The sequence below is a fragment of the Stenotrophomonas sp. 2694 genome (assembly GCF_040548715.1).
Lineage (GTDB): Bacteria > Pseudomonadota > Gammaproteobacteria > Xanthomonadales > Xanthomonadaceae > Stenotrophomonas > Stenotrophomonas indicatrix.
On record NZ_JBEPSG010000001.1, the window covers coordinates 582529 to 598541 of the forward strand.

Here is a 16013-nt window from a genome sequence, read left to right on the forward strand (position 1 = left end):
AATCCCCCGCCCCCGCGGCCGATAACGGTCATGTCACCGCTGCTCCCGATCAGCACCGGCGCCTCCACCCACCACCACCCGGGTACTGCTCGATGAATCTCCTGCATCGCTGGCAACACTACTTCAGCAATCTCTCCGTCCGACGCAAGCTCAATCTGCTCACGCTGCTGATCGCACTCGGCGTGATCGCGCTCTCGGTGATCGCTGCCCGCATGCAGTACCTGGACCTCAATGAAACCCGCAAGTCGTCGTTGAAGACCCAGGTTGAACTGACCTACGGCATCCTCGACCACTACCACGGGCTGGCCGCCAGCGGCGAACTCACCGAGCCCGCCGCCCGCCAGGCCGCGCTCGATGCGCTGGCGCGCATGCGCGCCGACAGCGATACGTATTACTACAGCGTCTACGACACGAACTACCGCGTGCTGATGCATCCGTTCCGCAAGGACCTGATCGGCAAGGACATGAAGGACTTCCGCTCCGAGGACGGCGTGCAGCTGTTCCACGACCTGGTGGAAGTGGCTCGCAAGGGCGGCGGGGTGGTCTCCTACAAGTGGGCCAAGGCCAACAGCGAAGGCCTGTACGACAAGGCGTCCTACGCCGGCCTGTTCAAGCCCTGGAACTGGGTGGTCAGCAGCGGCGTATACATGGATGACGTGCAGCAGCAGGCACTGGTCTTCACCGCCATCATGACCCTGGCCGGTGGCGTACTGGTGCTGATCGTGCTCGCATTGAGCTGGGTCATCGGCAACCGCATCGCACGCCCGCTGAAGCAGGCCACCGCCGTGGCCGAAGGCATCGCCGGCGGCAAGCTGGACAGCCACATCGGCCCGCAGCCGCATGACGAAACCGGTCGCCTGCTCGAAGCCATGTCGCGCATGCAGCAGCAGCTGCACGCGGTCATCAGCGGCCAGCGCGAGATGGCGCGCCGCCACGATGGCGGTGAACTCAGCTACCGCATCGACGCCAGCAGCTTCCCCGGCGAGTACGGACTGATGGTGCAGGAAACCAACGTCCTGGTCGGCAGCCACGTGCAGACCCTGCACGATGTACTGAATGTCGTGCAGCAGTACGCCGTGGGCGACCTCAGCAGCGACATCGCGCGCTATCCGGGCGAAAAGGCGGCGATGACCACCACCGTCGACACGGTCAAGGCCAACCTCGGCCGCATCAACGCCGAGATCAAGCAACTGGCCAGTGCCGCCGCCGCGGGCGACTTCAGCCAGCGCGGCGATGCACAGCGCTTCGATCACGATTTCCGCACCATGCTGGAAAACCTCAATGCCATGATGGCAGTCAGCGATGACAACCTCGGCAAGCTCTCGCAGCTGCTGTCGTCCATTGCCGACGGCGACCTGACGGCACGCATGCACGGTGACTACCAGGGCGTGTTCGCCCGCATGCGCGACGATGCAAACGCCACGGTCAGCCAGCTGACCCAGATCGTCGGCCAGATCCAGGCCAGTGCCTCCAGCATCACCCTGTCGGCCGGCGAAATCGCGTCGGGCAACAGCGACCTGTCGCGCCGTACCGAGCAGCAGGCCGCCAATCTGGAAGAAACCGCCGCCTCGATGGAGGAACTGACCTCCACCGTGCGCCAGAACGCCGAACACGCGCGCCAGGCCAACCAGCTCGCCATCGGCGCGCACGGCGTGGCCTCGCAGGGCGGCAGCGTGGTCGGCCAGGTGGTCACCACCATGTCGGCCATCGAAGCCTCCTCGAAGAAGATCGCCGAGATCATCTCGGTCATCGATGGCATCGCCTTCCAGACCAACATCCTGGCGCTGAATGCCGCAGTGGAAGCGGCCCGTGCCGGCGAACAGGGCCGTGGCTTTGCCGTGGTCGCCAGCGAAGTGCGTACCCTCGCCCAACGCTCGGCCGCCGCCGCCAAGGAGATCAAGGGGTTGATCGACGACTCGGTCGGCAAGGTCGCCGAGGGTTCCAGCCTGGTCCACCAGGCCGGCAGCACCATGGGCGAGATCGTCGCGTCGGTGCAGCGCGTAACCGACATCATGGCCGAGATCTCCGCCGCCTCGCAGGAGCAGTCCGCCGGCATCGAGCAGGTCAACCAGACCGTGGTGCAGATGGACGAAACCACCCAGCAGAACGCCGCGCTGGTGGAAGAAGCCACCGCTGCAGCACGGGCGATGGAAGACCAGGCCGCACAGCTGGCCGACGCCGTGGCGATCTTCCGCCTCGACAACCAGGTCGCTGTCGCAGTGAAGGCGGTGACCGCCAAGGTCGCGCCGAAGGCTGCCAGCCCTGCGCCTTCGCGACCGTTGTCGACGCCCGCACCGATCCGCCGTACCCACTCCAGCACCGTCGTCTCCAACGACGGCGACTGGCAGGAATTCTGATCCTCGCGGCGGCTCCGGCCGCCGCCCCGCCGATGGACACGTCACCCGTGCAGAGCCCTACCCCCATCGTCAGCGGTACGCGCGAATTCGAATTCGCCGACCGTGATTTCCGCCGCGTCTGCGACCTGATCTACCAGCGCGTGGGCATCGCCCTCGCCCCGGCCAAGCGCGACATGGTGTACGGACGCCTGTCGCGCCGGCTGCGCACGCTGGGCATGCGCAGCTTCCAGCAGTACCTGGACCACCTGGAACAGGGTGATGGTGACGAGTGGCAGGCATTCACCAATGCGCTGACCACCAACCTCACTGCGTTCTTCCGCGAGCCGCACCATTTCGACAAGCTGCGCGAAGAGCTGCAGCAGCGCAACGGGCGCGGTCCGCTGCTGTTGTGGTCGTGCGCCGCCTCCACTGGCGAAGAGCCCTACTCGATGGCGATCACCGCCTGCGAAGCGTTCGGCACCCTGAAGCCGCCGGTACGCATCGTCGCCACCGACGTCGACACCCAGGTGCTGGCCACCGCCGGGCGCGGCGTCTACAACATCGACCGTGTCGCCGGCCTCGATCCGGACCTGCGTCGCCGCTATTTCCAGCGTGGCAGTGGCCCCAACGAAGGCCAGTGCCGCGTACTGCCGGCGCTGCGCGAACTGATCGAATTCCGCCCGTTGAACCTGCTGGCACCGCGTTACGACGTCGGCGGCCCGTTCGATGCGCTGTTCTGCCGCAACGTGATGATCTACTTCGACAAGCCGACCCAGCGCGCGATTCTTGGCCGCCTGGTCAACCACCTGGCCGACGACGGCCTGCTCTATACCGGCCATTCGGAGAACTACCTGCACGCGGCCGATCTGATCCAGCCCTGCGGCCGTACCCTGTACCGTCGTGCGGCAAAGGCCGGCGCATGAACGCATCACTGCGTACCGACGATGTGATGCGCTACCAGGACGCACGCTTCAAGACCATCGCCGCCAAGCTGCTGCCAACCCAGTACCTGGTGGTGGATGACACCACCGCGCTGACCACTACGCTGGGCTCCTGCGTGGCGGCTTGCCTGCGCGACCCGGTACTGAAGATCGGCGGCATGAACCACTTCCTGCTGCCCGAAGGCAACGCCGGCGACGGCGCGCCCGCACGTTATGGCAGCTACGCGATGGAACTGCTGATCAACGACATGCTCAAGCGCGGCGCCCACCGCAAGCGCATCGAGGCGAAGGTGTTCGGCGGCGCCAACGTGCTGAAGGGCTTCACCAGCAATCCGGTAGGCACCCGCAACGCCGAATTCGTGCGCCAGTACCTGCAGGCCGAACACATCCCGATCCTCGCCGAGGACCTGTGCGGCATCCATCCGCGCAAGATCTGGTTCTTCGCCGATACCGGCCGCGTGGTGGTGCAGCGCCTGCCACACGCCCACGAAGCCGAAGTCGCCGCGACCGAATCGGCCGTGCGCGCACGCCTGTCCAAGGCCCCGGTCACCGGTGGCGTGGAGCTGTTCGAATGACCCTGACCGGCAACGCCCCCTGCCGGGTCCTGATCGTCGACGACTCCGCCGTCGTGCGGCAGATGCTTACCGAGATCCTGTCCAGCGATCCGGCAATCGACGTGGTCGGCACCGCCGCCGACCCGCTGCTGGCCCGCGAGAAGATCAAGCGCCTGGCCCCGGACGTGATCACCCTGGACGTGGAAATGCCACGCATGGATGGCCTGGCGTTCCTGGAAAACCTGATGCGCCTGCACCCGCTGCCGGTGGTGATGATCTCTTCGCTGACCGAACGCGGCGCCGATACCACCCTGCAGGCACTGGGCCTGGGCGCGGTGGACTTCGTATCCAAGCCCAAGCTCGACGTGGCCCGTGGCCTGCAGGGCTATGCCGATGAAATCATCGCCAAGGTAAAGATGGCTGCGCGTTCCCGGGTGCGCCCGCTGGTACGCGTGGCCGCACCGAAACTCACGCTGGACGCCGCCCCTGCCGCGCGCCCGGCAGCAACGCAGTTCCGCACCACCGACCGCCTGATCGCCATCGGCTCGTCGGCTGGCGGTACCGAAGCATTGCGCGTGGTGCTGGAAGGCATGCCCGCCGACGGTCCGGCCGTGGTGATGACCCAGCACCTGCCCGCCAGCTTCAGCACCGCCTTCGCCGAACGACTGGACCGTCACTCGGCAATGGCCGTGCGCGAAGCCAGCGACGGTGAAGCGGTGCTGCCCGGCCACGCCTACCTGCCTCCGGGCGGCAAGCACCTGCGGATCATCCGCGACGGTGCGCGCTGGCGCTGCCGTGTCGACGATGGTCCTGCGGTGAACCGGCACAAGCCGGCGGTGGACGTGCTGTTCCGCTCGGTGGCACAGAGCGCGGGCGGCAATGCCATCGGCGCGATCCTCACCGGCATGGGCGACGACGGTGCACGCGGCCTGCTGGAAATGCGCCAGGCCGGCGCGCCGACGCTGGTGCAGGACGAGGCGACCAGCGTGGTCTGGGGCATGCCCGGCGCGGCCTTCAAGCTCGGCGCCGCCGAAGAACAGGTGCCGCTGGAGCGCATTGCCGAACGACTGCTGGCGCTGGCCCGCGGCTGACCGACCACAGCGCCGCAGCGCTTCATCCCGTCTTTCAAACGCCGGCCCCGGAGGGGCCAGCTGTTTCGTTCTTCAAGGAGCTTCACCATGGCCCAGCGCCGCTTCCCCACCCGAACCTCGCTGCTGACTGCCGCGCTACTGGCCCCGCTGGCGGCCACGTCTGCCGCACAATCAGCACCGCCGCACACAACACCCGTCGCTGCCACCGCTACCACCACCGACCACCCTGCCCCCTGGACTGATCGCGTACAGATCCAGAGCGGTCCGGCCGGCGCGCTGAAGCGTATGCACGCACCCGACGTGGCGCTGCGCATCGTCACTCCCGATGACAGCGAGGCGCTCACGCCTAAGGGGCTCGCGCTTCTCTTCAGCGGCAACGAGCCGGACTACTTCCAGCGTAACAACCTGCCCGGCAGCATCATCGAAGGACAAGCCAGTCCCGCCATCACGCTGATGCCAAACGTGGCCAAGGCGCTGGTGGGCGGCTACTTCCGCTATGCACCCGACGCGCTGCCCGCGCAGACCAGTACCCTGCGCTTCAGTGCAGACACGTGGGCCCTGGTGCACCAGGGCAACACGCGCAAGGATCCCCTCTACCGCCTCAACCATTCCAGCACGATCCAGCAGCGCCGCGCCGATGGCAGCCTGGCCGAGATCATCAGCTGCAACGACAGTGATGACCGGGCGACCCTGGGCGCGTGGCAGGCCGATGATTACGCGCGGCTCAAGGGGGCCGCGCAGATGATCACGATGAAATGCATCGAGAAGCTGGTCAAGAGGATCCCCGCAATGTACCCGCGCCCGTTGGCCGCTGAAGATGTCAGCGCCTATGCTGACGGCGCCGCTCCCCCGGCACGGGTGCGCGTCTACGCAGCCATGGGGCGCACCACCACCCTGTACACCGATGCCGCCTGCCGCGAGGATTACCGCGACAGGATCGACGTCAAGTACAACAACGCCGGTGACAAGGGCCTGCTTGGCATTCCCAGCACCGAGGCCCTGCGCAGCAAGGAGAACCAGCGATTCTCCACGCTCAGCTACCAGGAATACGAAGTGCCCGGTGGCAAGCCGCTGATCTTCGAGGCACGCTTCGACGCAAGCAGTCGCGTGTACTGCGACGGCAAGCTGTCGGGTCAGTTCGTGGCCAGGCCCGGTCAGGATTACGAAGTGGAATTTGAAGTGGCCGACAAGATCTGTCGGCTGCATATCCGCCAGGTGCATGCCGACGGCAGCATGACACCGCAGCAGGCGCGGCCAACCCCCACGATCTGCGAGGGCACCCGCGCGCCGGTGCGCATCGAACCGCGCCAGGACATGCAGGTCCTGCTGTTCACCCCGGGCAAGCTGCAGATCCAGGACGCCACGCAGAACAGTGCGCAGCAGCAGCTGAGCGACGACGCCAGCGCCAACGCCGCGCTGCAGCAGGTGCTGCAGCAGGCCAGCAGCACCCCCGGTACGCGGTTGTGCATCGTGACGCCCGGCAGCACCTACAGCAGCCCACTGCGCGACGCGCTTTGGAACCGGGTGCTGGAATCGCCACAGGCGCTGCCCAGTCTGTGGCTGGAGGCTGCCGCAGTGACTCCGTCGCACAGCGCCGCAGCAGGCGCCCAGGTCGACCTCGCCACCGCCATGACCCACTGCAAGGCAATCCCGATCAAGGAATTCGCCGCGTACTGATGGCCGTCCAACGCGGGCGGGATGGGTCATGCCATCCCGCCTGCGTGTCGGCCGCGGTGCCGGCATGGGCCGGATTTGCTTTCATTGCAGCAACGCATAACGGATGCTGCGCATGTCGACACGGATGTGGTGGAAAGCCCACCTGCTGGCCCTACTGGTGTCGCTGCCCGTGGCTCCGGCCGTCGCCAGTGGCGACCTGTTCTACTTCGAGGCCCAGCACGGCGAGATATTCTTCACGCTGATGATGGTCGGCCGTGAGGACCCCGGCGAAGTCAACGTCAGCTGGAAGGGCCCATCGATTGCGGAGGTACCGAATGTTCGCCGCCGGTACTACATCGAATTCAACCGCGCCAAGCGGCGGGCCTACGTCCGCCCGCTCACCCGCGACAGCCTGCCCTGGTTCGAGATGGACGTCTCCGGCGGGCGCGGCAACGTGCTGTTCGCCGGCCAACGCCTGCAGGGCACGGCGGACTGGACCATCCAGTAACAAAAAGCCCCCGGCTTGCACCAGGGACTTTCATCACAACAGTAGTCTCACCCGCTCGGGTAGCGCCGGGCCATGCCCGGCGTGATCTTCAATCCGCGGCAACCTGCCCCGACTGTCATCTGGGGCTCGGTCGCAAGCTCGCCAGAACGGATCGGTCAGGCTTCATCAGCTCCAAAGTCCGGTCTGTCTTCAACATCTCAAATAGACCATCCGCGCGATGATGAATCGATAGGAATCCCTGCTCAAACAGCATTGTTCCTGTGTCTGGATCAAGAAAATTAACCGTAACATCACCGGCACTGTTTCGCTCACGCACGGAAACCAAGCCATTCGAAACACTCACGTAGCCGTAGCGGGGCGCCAGCCTCCACCGCCCCGACTCATCCAGAAGGCCCCAGCGACCCCGCAGTGAGAGGGCATAGACCCTCGTTCCATCCGCCAAGAGCGCCGGTGAGGGATCATGCGGGGTGAAATCAGCCAGCGCATTACCGCGCAGATCGAGTATGTGATACCCCGGGTCATACCCCGGCCGTTCGAATGCCGCGACCAGATTCGGACCCAATGGCCTTATTCGACGGTAGCGAGGAGGAATCAGCCAAGCGCCAGCGACATCTATTACACCCCATCCTCCATCGGCTTGGGCCAACAGCAGTTGGTCATCCAGTCCTGCCGCGGTTTGAAAAGGCGCAAGTCGGTAGTACAGGGAGGACGAGATGCTGCCATCATCCAGCATCATGAAACGCACCCCTGCTTCGCCGGGCTTTTGATACCGGACCATCCTGCGGTTCAACGGATACAGGCCTGCAGTGTGTTGCGCAGAGCGCAGCGATCCATCCAGGCCTACGACGTACTCATCATCTTCCGAACTGAAGATTACATAGCCCACTCGTTCAGCGAACTCATCTGTCTTCATACAGTGGCCTGCAGGGGTCGGAAACATCGAACCCGCGCGCGTGAAGTGCAGGCACTCGCCGTCTTCGGCTACCGCAGAAAGCAGGTACTCACCCCGACCAAACTTGAACCGATATCGACCCATGGGTGCCACTTGCACCCCGTGGGGATCCAGCACCGTGTCGTTGCCGCCTTGGGTGGCGAGCGCGAAACCCGACCTGTTGAAGGTCATCTGGTCGTAGTCCTGGCGTCCTATGCCTGCCAGCGATCGATCAACCAGGCCAAAGTGGACACCATCGCGCGAAGCGATGGCCACTTCCCCCTCATGACCCAAGGGACCAAAACTGCCAAAGACACTGAAAACGGGACCGGACCTGCCCTTCGCGTCAAGGAAGCGGGTCGTGCAGCGCCGCTTTTCACTGTTGCAGAGCTCTACAGCCGGGTTTCCAGCCCAGGACGCCGATTGCAGGAGATCGTTCTCGCCTTTCTCCTCAAACCGACGCACCAATCGGCCCCGTGCATTGAAGAAGTCGATTCGCGTGAACGCCTTGGGCGGGTTCCGCAGCAACACCTTGGCTTCGATCATCCCGTTGCCATGTACCTCAACCCAGTCGTAATGCGCTTCAAGGACGATACGTCCTTCTGAATTCATGACGCCCCTGTTCGTCCCCCTTTCGAAGACCGCCACTCCACTTTTGAATGGGCGGATGTATTGCATTCCCCGATGCTCGGCCAGTTGTCGGCCCGTGCCATCCAGCACCACGCAGCGACCCTCATGACAGAGGCCGTGGCGTGTAGTGCTATCGAAACGTGGCGGCGGTTCGATGGGCTGTGGCATTGCGGGCGCCGGCGTTGCGCCTGCCGATGGCGCAATGGTCAGAAGTACAGAAGCCAATAGAATGCCCAGAGCCTGGGTGGTGACGGTACGGCGATGGGTAGGGCAGGAAGTCAGCAGAAATGAGCGGCGCATCTCAGTCGAGACCGAAGAGGGGGCATCCACGGTAGGCGCCATGCATCTCCACAGAAATACAACTTCTACGAAAGTGCCCTGTCCACAAAAAACCCCCGGCTTTCACCGGGGGTTCTTCGTTTCAACGGGCTACCGGCCAACGGCCGGCCCTACCCTCAGGCAGCGACCGTGTTGGCCACGTCCTGGTATTCCTCGATCTGGTCGAAGTTCATGTAGCGGTAGATCTCGCTGCCGCTGGCGGCGATCACACCGATATCGGCCATGTACTCTTCCTTGGTCGGGATGCGGCCCAGACGCGAGCAGATTGCCGCCAGTTCCGCCGAACCCAGGTACACGTTGGTGTTGCGGCCCAGGCGGTTCGGGAAGTTGCGGGTCGAGGTCGACATCGCGGTGGAGCCTTCGCGGATCTGCGCCTGGTTGCCCATGCACAGCGAGCAGCCCGGCATTTCCATGCGTGCGCCGGTCGCGCCGAAGGTGCCGTACACGCCTTCCTTGGTCAGCTCGGACGCATCCATCTTGGTCGGCGGGGCCACCCACAGGCGGGTCGGCAGGTCACGCTTGCCTTCCAGCAGCTTCGCAGCCGCGCGGAAGTGACCGATGTTGGTCATGCACGAACCGATGAACACTTCGTCGATCTTGGCGCCAGCAACTTCGGACAGGGTCTTCACGTCGTCCGGGTCGTTCGGGCAGGCCACGATCGGCTCGTGGATGTCGGCCAGGTCGATCTCGATGACGGCGGCGTACTCGGCGTCGGCATCCGGCTCCAGCAGCTCCGGGTTGGCCAGCCACGCTTCCATCTTCTCGATACGGCGCTGCAGCGAGCGCGGATCCTGGTAACCCTCGGCAATCATCCACTTCAGCAGCGTGATGTTGCTGGTCAGGTACTCGATGATCGGCTCCTTGTTCAGGCGCACCGAGCAGCCGGCCGCCGAACGCTCGGCCGAGGCATCGGACAGTTCGAAAGCCTGTTCGACCTTCAGTTCCGGCAGGCCTTCGATTTCCAGGATGCGGCCGGAGAAGATGTTCTTCTTGCCAGCCTTGGCCACGGTCAGCAGGCCCGACTTGATCGCGTACAGCGGGATTGCGTTGACCAGGTCACGCAGGGTCACGCCCGGCTGCATCTTGCCCTTGAAGCGCACCAGCACCGACTCCGGCATGTCCAGCGGCATCACGCCGGTGGCAGCGGCGAAGGCGACCAGGCCCGAACCGGCCGGGAACGAAATGCCGACCGGGAAGCGGGTGTGCGAGTCGCCACCGGTGCCGACGGTGTCCGGCAGCAGCATGCGGTTGAGCCAGCTGTGGATCACGCCATCGCCCGGACGCAGCGAGATGCCGCCGCGGGTGGAGATGAACTCCGGCAGGGTGTGGTGGGTCTTGACGTCCACCGGCTTCGGGTAGGCCGCGGTGTGGCAGAACGACTGCATCACCAGGTCGGCCGAGAAGCCCAGGCAGGCCAGGTCCTTCAGCTCGTCGCGGGTCATCGGGCCGGTGGTGTCCTGCGAGCCCACCGAGGTCATCTTCGGTTCGCAGTAGGTGCCCGGGCGCATGCCCTGGCCTTCCGGCAGGCCACAGGCACGGCCAACCATCTTCTGCGCCAGCGAGAAGCCCTTGCCGGTGTCGGCCGGCTGCACCGGCAGGCGGAACAGATCGGTCGGGGCCAGGCCCAGCGCTTCACGCGCCTTGCCGGTCAGGCCACGGCCGATGATCAGCGGAATGCGGCCACCGGCGCGCACTTCGTCGAACAGCACTTCGGACTTGACCTGGAACTCGGCGATCACTTCGCCGTTCTTCAGCGCCTTGCCATCGTACGGACGCAGCTCGACCACATCGCCGTGCTCCATCTTCGACACGTCCAGCTCGATCGGCAGCGCGCCGGCATCTTCCATGGTGTTGTAGAAGATCGGGGCGATCTTCGAACCCAGGCAGACGCCACCGGCGCGCTTGTTCGGGATGTACGGAATGTCATCGCCGGTCCACCACAGCACGCTGTTGGTGGCCGACTTGCGCGAGGAACCGGTGCCGACCACGTCGCCGACATAGGCGACCAGATGGCCCTTGTCCTTCAGCGACAGGATCTGCTGGATCGGGCCGCGCTTGCCGTCTTCTTCCGGGGTGAACGCGGCGTCGTCACGCTTGTTCTTCAGCATCGCCAGGGCGTGCATCGGAATGTCCGGGCGGGTGGTCGCGTCCGGTGCCGGCGACAGGTCGTCGGTGTTGGTTTCGCCCGGCACCTTGAATACGGTGACGGTCAGGCTCTGCGGCACTTCCGGGTTGCTGGTGAACCACTCGGCATCGGCCCAGCTCTGCATCACGGCCTGGGCGTTGGCGTTGCCCGCCTTGGCCTTTTCCTGCACGTCGTGGAAGGCATCGAACACCAGCAGGGTCTTCTTCAGCGCGTCGGCAGCGATGGCGCCAACGCTGGCATCGTCCAGCAGCTGCACCAGCGGCGCGACGTTGTAACCGCCCAGCATGGTGCCCAGCAGTTCGGTGGCGCGCTCGCGGCTGATCAGCGGGTTCTGCTCGCTGCCCAGTGCGATCGCGGCCAGGTACGAGGCCTTGACCTTGGCAGCGTCATCGACGCCGGCCGGCACGCGGTGGGTCAGCAGGTCGAGCAGGAACTCGGCCTCGCCCTGCGGCGGGTTCTTCAGCAGTTCGATGACATCGGCCGTCTGCTGCGCGGTCAGCGGCAGGGGCGGGATGCCAAGCGCAGCGCGCTCGGCGACGTGGTGGCGGTAGGCTTCCAACATGACAACTCCCGGGTAATGCGTGAGGTGAATAAAAAGTGGGCTCAGGCTTGCGGCACGATCAGCTTCAGGCCCTTGAAGTAGTCGCGATAAAACGTGTCGTTCCAGGTGATCAGGCCATCGCACTGCAGCAGGGCGTGCGCGCCGATCATGAATTCGTCCAGGCCACGGCGCTGGCTGCCGCCGCGCTGGCGATGGCGGCGATGCATCTCACCCGCGCGCAGTGCCGACTTGGCTTCCAGCGCGTTGAAGTGCACGCCCATTTCTTCCAGCGCTTCCAGCACCTCGGCACCGCCGCGCAGGGCGGCGCAGATCTCGGCCAGGGTCGCGCCGCAGACCACCACGCGGCCGCCGACCAGGCTCTGCCGCAGGCAGGCTTCCACCGCATCGGCCTGCGGGCCGTTGCTGAGCAGTTCGACCAGTACCGGTGAATCGACGGCGATCATCACCGCTTACTCCTCGTCGCGCAGGTCGCGCACGGCCGCGTCGGCCGATTCGAAGCCGTCCAGCGAGAACTTTCCGCGGGCGCGGGAGATCGCATCGTCCACGCTCTTGCGCAGGATGATCCGGCTGCCTTCCAGTTCCACCTTCAGCAAGGTGCCCTTGGTCAGGCCCAGCGCATCGCGCACTGCCTTGGGCAGGGTGATCTGTCCGCGTTCAGCAACGGTGGCTTCCATGGGGTACGCCTCAAAAAGTATGTATGAATTATACATACCCGTCGCATCCGGAACAAACCTCCCGATATGTGACCCTGATCCCGCGTCAGTCGCAGCCGGGGGTTAGACTCGCCCAGCAGCCCTGCTGCGCCCCGGCTGGACGCCCCGGCGTTCCAACCGCACCTATCCGCTCCATAAATAAGGAAGTTTCATGCGCGCGCTCGCCCTTGCCCTGATCCTCGCAGCCCCGCTGGCCGTTTCGACGACCTCCGCCCATGCCAACCCGTTCGGCGCCTACACCACCGGCATCGAGATCACCCAGCAGCAGATGGACACCCTGGAAGTGGGCAAGACCACCCAGGACAACATCCGTGAGAAATTCGGCGCCCCCGGCCGCCGCGAACAGCTGGGCGACACCCAGGTCTGGTACTACGACTTCGTGAAGATCAAGAGCTTCGGCAAGAACATCCAGGAAGCGACCGTACTGGAGTTCAACAAGCAGGGCGTGCTGACGGCCAAGTCCAAGAGCAACGCTGTCGGCAAGACCGGCAATCCGCTGATCGATGCCGCCAACGGCAAGTAAGTCCTGCAGCCGATGCATTCCTGGACGGGGCGCCCATGAGCGCCCCGTCTGCGTGCGGGCCGGCGCAAAAACGATGCACACGCTGACACGAAGGCTACACACACCGCTGTAACCTTGCGTTCCAAGCCTGCCGGGTCATTGCCGGGCGCTGGATCGCCGATACTGGGCACGATCCGGGGCCGGAGTGCCACCGGCAAACGCAAGCAGGCCCGCCCATGCGGGCCACTGCAAGCCATCCGCAAGAGGAGTCATCCCGCATGAGCGATTCGTTCTCCACCCGCAGCCAGCTGGACGTCGGCGGCAAGACCTACGACTACTTCAGCCTGCCCAAGCTGGGCCAGCGCTTCGACATCTCCCACCTGCCCTACTCGATGAAGATCCTGCTGGAGAACCTGCTCCGGCACGAGGATGGCGGCGTCACCGTCGGCAAGGATCACATCGAGGCCGTCGCCCGCTGGCAGCCCAGCGCCGAACCGGATACCGAAATCGCCTTCATGCCCGCGCGCGTGGTCCTGCAGGACTTCACCGGCGTGCCCTGCGTGGTCGACCTGGCCGCGATGCGCGATGCGGTGGTCAAGCTCGGCGGCCGCCCCGAACAGATCAATCCGCTGATTCCCTCCGAACTGGTCATCGACCACTCGGTGCAGGTGGATGTGTTCGGCAAGCCCGACGCGCTGGACCTCAACGGCAAGATTGAATTCCAGCGCAACCAGGAACGCTACGGCTTCCTGCGCTGGGGCCAGAAGGCCTTCGACAACTTCAAGGTGGTGCCGCCCAACACCGGCATCGTCCACCAGGTGAACCTGGAAAACCTGGCCCGCGTGGTGATGACCGCGGACAAGGACGGCAAGGCCGTTGCGTATCCGGATACCGTGTTCGGTACCGACAGCCACACCACGATGATCAACGGCATCGGCGTGCTCGGCTGGGGCGTGGGCGGCATCGAAGCCGAGGCGGCCATGCTCGGCCAGCCTTCGTCGATGCTGATTCCGCAGGTGGTCGGCTTCAAGCTGACCGGCAAGCTGCCCGAAGGCGCCACCGCCACCGACCTGGTGCTGACCGTCACCCAGATGCTGCGCAAGCTCGGCGTGGTCGGCAAGTTCGTGGAGTTCTACGGTGATGGCCTGCAGCACCTGCCACTGGCCGACCGCGCGACCATCGGCAACATGGCCCCCGAATACGGCGCCACCTGCGGCATCTTCCCGATCGACAACGAATCGCTGACCTACCTGCGCCTGTCCGGCCGCAGCGAAGAGCAGATCGCCCTGGTCGAAGCCTACGCCAAGGCGCAGGGCCTGTGGCACGACGCCAACAGCCCGCATGCGCAGTACAGCACCACGCTGGAACTGGACATGGGCACGGTGAAGCCCTCGCTGGCCGGCCCCAAACGCCCGCAGGACCGCGTGCTGCTGGAAGACGTGCAGAAGAACTACCGCGACGCGCTGGTCGGCATGACCGCCAACCGCGACAAGCGCAGCGAGGATGTCTCCACCTTCGTCAATGAAGGCGGCGGCGCCGCAGTGGGCAACGAGCAGCTGGCCAAGGGCTACGCTGACATCGAGATGGACGGCAGGAAGGTGCGGTTGAAGGATGGTGCGGTGGTCATCGCCGCCATCACCTCGTGCACCAACACCTCCAACCCGGCGGTGATGATCGGCGCCGGCCTGCTGGCCCGCAACGCTGCCGCCAAGGGGCTGGACCGCAAGCCGTGGGTCAAGACCTCGCTCGGCCCAGGCTCGCGCGTGGTCACCGACTATCTTGAAAAGGCCGGCGTTCTCACCGAGCTGGAGAAGATCGGCTTCTACGTGGTGGGCTATGGCTGCACCACCTGCATCGGCAACTCCGGCCCGCTGCCGACCGAAGTCAGTGCCGGCATCGCCAGTGGCGACCTGGTGGTGACCTCGGTGCTGTCGGGCAACCGCAACTTCGAGGGCCGCGTGCACCCCGAAGTGAAGATGAACTACCTGGCCAGCCCGCCGCTGGTGGTGGCCTACGCCATCGCCGGCACCACCGACATCGACCTGACCACCGAGCCGCTGGGCACCGGCAGCGATGGTCAGCCGGTGTACCTGCGCGACATCTGGCCGAGCAACAAGGAGATCGGCGACGTCATCGCCGCCACCGTCGGCCCGGAGATGTTCAAGCAGAACTACGCCGACGTGTTCAAGGGCGATACCCGCTGGAACACCATCGCCTCGCCGGACGGTGACCTGTACGAATGGAGCGATGCGTCCACCTACATCAAGAACCCGCCCTACTTCGATGGCATGACCATGCAGGTCGGCAGCATCGATGATGTGCACGGCGCGCGGGTGATGGGCCTGTTCGGCGATTCGATCACCACCGACCACATCTCCCCGGCCGGCAACATCAAGAAGGATTCGCCGGCAGGTCGCTTCCTGCAGGAGCGCGGCGTGCAGCCGGCCGACTTCAACAGCTACGGCAGCCGCCGCGGCAACGATGACGTGATGGTCCGCGGCACCTTCGCCAACATCCGCATCAAGAACCTGATGTTCGGTGGCGAAGAAGGCGGCAACACCCTGTACTACCCGGCCAACGGCGGCCAGCCGGAAAAGCTGGCGATCTACGATGCGGCGATGAAGTACAAGGCCGACAAGGTGCCGCTGGTGGTGCTGGCCGGCAAGGAATACGGCACCGGCTCGTCGCGTGACTGGGCCGCCAAGGGCACCCTGCTGCTGGGGGTGAAGGCGGTCATCGCCGAAAGCTTCGAACGCATCCACCGCTCCAACCTGGTCGGCATGGGCGTGCTGCCGCTGCAGTTCCGCAACGGCGAAAACGCACAGTCGCTGGGCCTGGATGGCTCGGAATTGATCGATGTCACCGGCCTGCAGGACGGCGCCAGCAAGCGCGCCACGGTCACCGCGACCAAGGCCGATGGCACGAAGAAGACCTTCGAAGTCTCGGTGATGCTGCTGACCCCGAAGGAAGTGGAGTACTTCCGCCACGGTGGCCTGCTGCAGTACGTGCTGCGCCAGCTGGCTGCCAGGTAACGGGTAGCGCCGGGCCATGCCCGGCGGATCGCGGAAACAAACGAAAAGGGCCGGATCCTCACAGATCCGGCC

12 protein-coding genes are annotated in these 16013 nt (G+C 65.2%); 8 read left to right on the top strand and 4 right to left on the bottom strand.

Annotated features, from left to right (window positions below):
• Nucleotides 1-92 precede the first annotated feature (92 nt).
• The 6 genes from ABIA73_RS02665 to ABIA73_RS02690 all read left to right on the top strand — a co-directional run bounded on the left by ABIA73_RS02665 (nt 93) and on the right by ABIA73_RS02690 (nt 7086).
• Complete coding sequence (locus tag ABIA73_RS02665; RefSeq protein ID WP_309908931.1) at nt 93-2357, top strand: methyl-accepting chemotaxis protein; 2265 nt, start codon at nt 93-95, stop codon at nt 2355-2357.
• Nucleotides 2358-2389: 32 nt separating this feature from the next.
• Nucleotides 2390-3259 carry a CheR family methyltransferase gene (locus tag ABIA73_RS02670; RefSeq protein WP_032975462.1) on the top strand — a complete coding sequence of 290 codons (870 nt, stop codon included), beginning with the start codon at nt 2390-2392 and terminating at the stop codon, nt 3257-3259.
• Nucleotides 3256-3852: a chemoreceptor glutamine deamidase CheD gene (cheD, locus tag ABIA73_RS02675; protein WP_025878962.1), complete on the top strand. Its 597-nt coding sequence runs from the start codon at nt 3256-3258 to the stop codon at nt 3850-3852. The genes ABIA73_RS02670 and cheD overlap by 4 nt, the downstream gene beginning before the upstream one ends.
• Nucleotides 3849-4922 carry a protein-glutamate methylesterase/protein-glutamine glutaminase gene (locus ABIA73_RS02680; protein ID WP_099842416.1) on the top strand — a complete coding sequence of 358 codons (1074 nt, stop codon included), beginning with the start codon at nt 3849-3851 and terminating at the stop codon, nt 4920-4922. The genes cheD and ABIA73_RS02680 overlap by 4 nt, the downstream gene beginning before the upstream one ends.
• An 87-nt stretch (nt 4923-5009) precedes the next feature.
• Nucleotides 5010-6599: a hypothetical protein gene (locus ABIA73_RS02685; protein ID WP_313283419.1), complete on the top strand. Its 1590-nt coding sequence runs from the start codon at nt 5010-5012 to the stop codon at nt 6597-6599.
• Nucleotides 6600-6711: 112 nt separating this feature from the next.
• A complete protein-coding gene (locus tag ABIA73_RS02690; protein ID WP_144435748.1) occupies nt 6712-7086 on the top strand; it encodes a hypothetical protein in 375 nt (124 codons plus the stop codon).
• A gap of 115 nt (nt 7087-7201) precedes the next feature.
• Here the strand turns inward: ABIA73_RS02690 and ABIA73_RS02695 are convergent, their stop codons facing one another.
• From ABIA73_RS02695 to ABIA73_RS02710, 4 genes are all read right to left on the bottom strand, one after another.
• Nucleotides 7202-8629, bottom strand: a complete 1428-nt coding sequence (locus tag ABIA73_RS02695) for a WG repeat-containing protein (protein ID WP_167552081.1) — start codon at nt 8627-8629, stop codon at nt 7202-7204.
• A 473-nt stretch (nt 8630-9102) separates the two neighbouring features.
• Nucleotides 9103-11694, bottom strand: a complete 2592-nt coding sequence (gene acnB, locus ABIA73_RS02700; protein ID WP_025878957.1) for a bifunctional aconitate hydratase 2/2-methylisocitrate dehydratase — start codon at nt 11692-11694, stop codon at nt 9103-9105.
• A 41-nt stretch (nt 11695-11735) separates the two neighbouring features.
• Complete coding sequence (locus ABIA73_RS02705) at nt 11736-12137, bottom strand: type II toxin-antitoxin system VapC family toxin (protein WP_049466025.1); 402 nt, start codon at nt 12135-12137, stop codon at nt 11736-11738.
• A gap of 6 nt (nt 12138-12143) precedes the next feature.
• Nucleotides 12144-12368: an AbrB/MazE/SpoVT family DNA-binding domain-containing protein gene (locus ABIA73_RS02710; protein ID WP_025878955.1), complete on the bottom strand. Its 225-nt coding sequence runs from the start codon at nt 12366-12368 to the stop codon at nt 12144-12146.
• 190 nt (nt 12369-12558) lie between these two features.
• On the opposite strand from ABIA73_RS02710, the gene bamE reads away from it, so the two are divergent.
• Nucleotides 12559-12930 carry an outer membrane protein assembly factor BamE domain-containing protein gene (bamE, locus tag ABIA73_RS02715; protein ID WP_025878954.1) on the top strand — a complete coding sequence of 124 codons (372 nt, stop codon included), beginning with the start codon at nt 12559-12561 and terminating at the stop codon, nt 12928-12930.
• A gap of 257 nt (nt 12931-13187) precedes the next feature.
• A complete protein-coding gene (gene acnA / locus ABIA73_RS02720) occupies nt 13188-15941 on the top strand; it encodes an aconitate hydratase AcnA (RefSeq protein WP_354275393.1) in 2754 nt (917 codons plus the stop codon).
• The last annotated feature ends 72 nt before the right edge of the window (nt 15942-16013 follow it).

Excerpts from the sequence above, each read along its gene's own strand:
- ABIA73_RS02670 (WP_032975462.1), top strand. The coding sequence starts at position 2,390 with ATGGACACGTCACCCGTGCAGAGCCCTACCCCCATCGTCAGCGGTACG.
- ABIA73_RS02690 (WP_144435748.1), top strand. The coding sequence starts at position 6,712 with ATGTCGACACGGATGTGGTGGAAAGCCCACCTGCTGGCCCTACTGGTG.
- acnA (WP_354275393.1), top strand. The coding sequence starts at position 13,188 with ATGAGCGATTCGTTCTCCACCCGCAGCCAGCTGGACGTCGGCGGCAAG.
- ABIA73_RS02680 (WP_099842416.1), top strand. The coding sequence starts at position 3,849 with ATGACCCTGACCGGCAACGCCCCCTGCCGGGTCCTGATCGTCGACGAC.
- ABIA73_RS02685 (WP_313283419.1), top strand. The coding sequence starts at position 5,010 with ATGGCCCAGCGCCGCTTCCCCACCCGAACCTCGCTGCTGACTGCCGCG.
- ABIA73_RS02705 (WP_049466025.1), bottom strand. The coding sequence starts at position 12,137 with ATGATCGCCGTCGATTCACCGGTACTGGTCGAACTGCTCAGCAACGGC.
- ABIA73_RS02710 (WP_025878955.1), bottom strand. The coding sequence starts at position 12,368 with ATGGAAGCCACCGTTGCTGAACGCGGACAGATCACCCTGCCCAAGGCA.
- ABIA73_RS02665 (WP_309908931.1), top strand. The coding sequence starts at position 93 with ATGAATCTCCTGCATCGCTGGCAACACTACTTCAGCAATCTCTCCGTC.
- ABIA73_RS02695 (WP_167552081.1), bottom strand. The coding sequence starts at position 8,629 with ATGAATTCAGAAGGACGTATCGTCCTTGAAGCGCATTACGACTGGGTT.
- cheD (WP_025878962.1), top strand. The coding sequence starts at position 3,256 with ATGAACGCATCACTGCGTACCGACGATGTGATGCGCTACCAGGACGCA.
- acnB (WP_025878957.1), bottom strand. The coding sequence starts at position 11,694 with ATGTTGGAAGCCTACCGCCACCACGTCGCCGAGCGCGCTGCGCTTGGC.
- bamE (WP_025878954.1), top strand. The coding sequence starts at position 12,559 with ATGCGCGCGCTCGCCCTTGCCCTGATCCTCGCAGCCCCGCTGGCCGTT.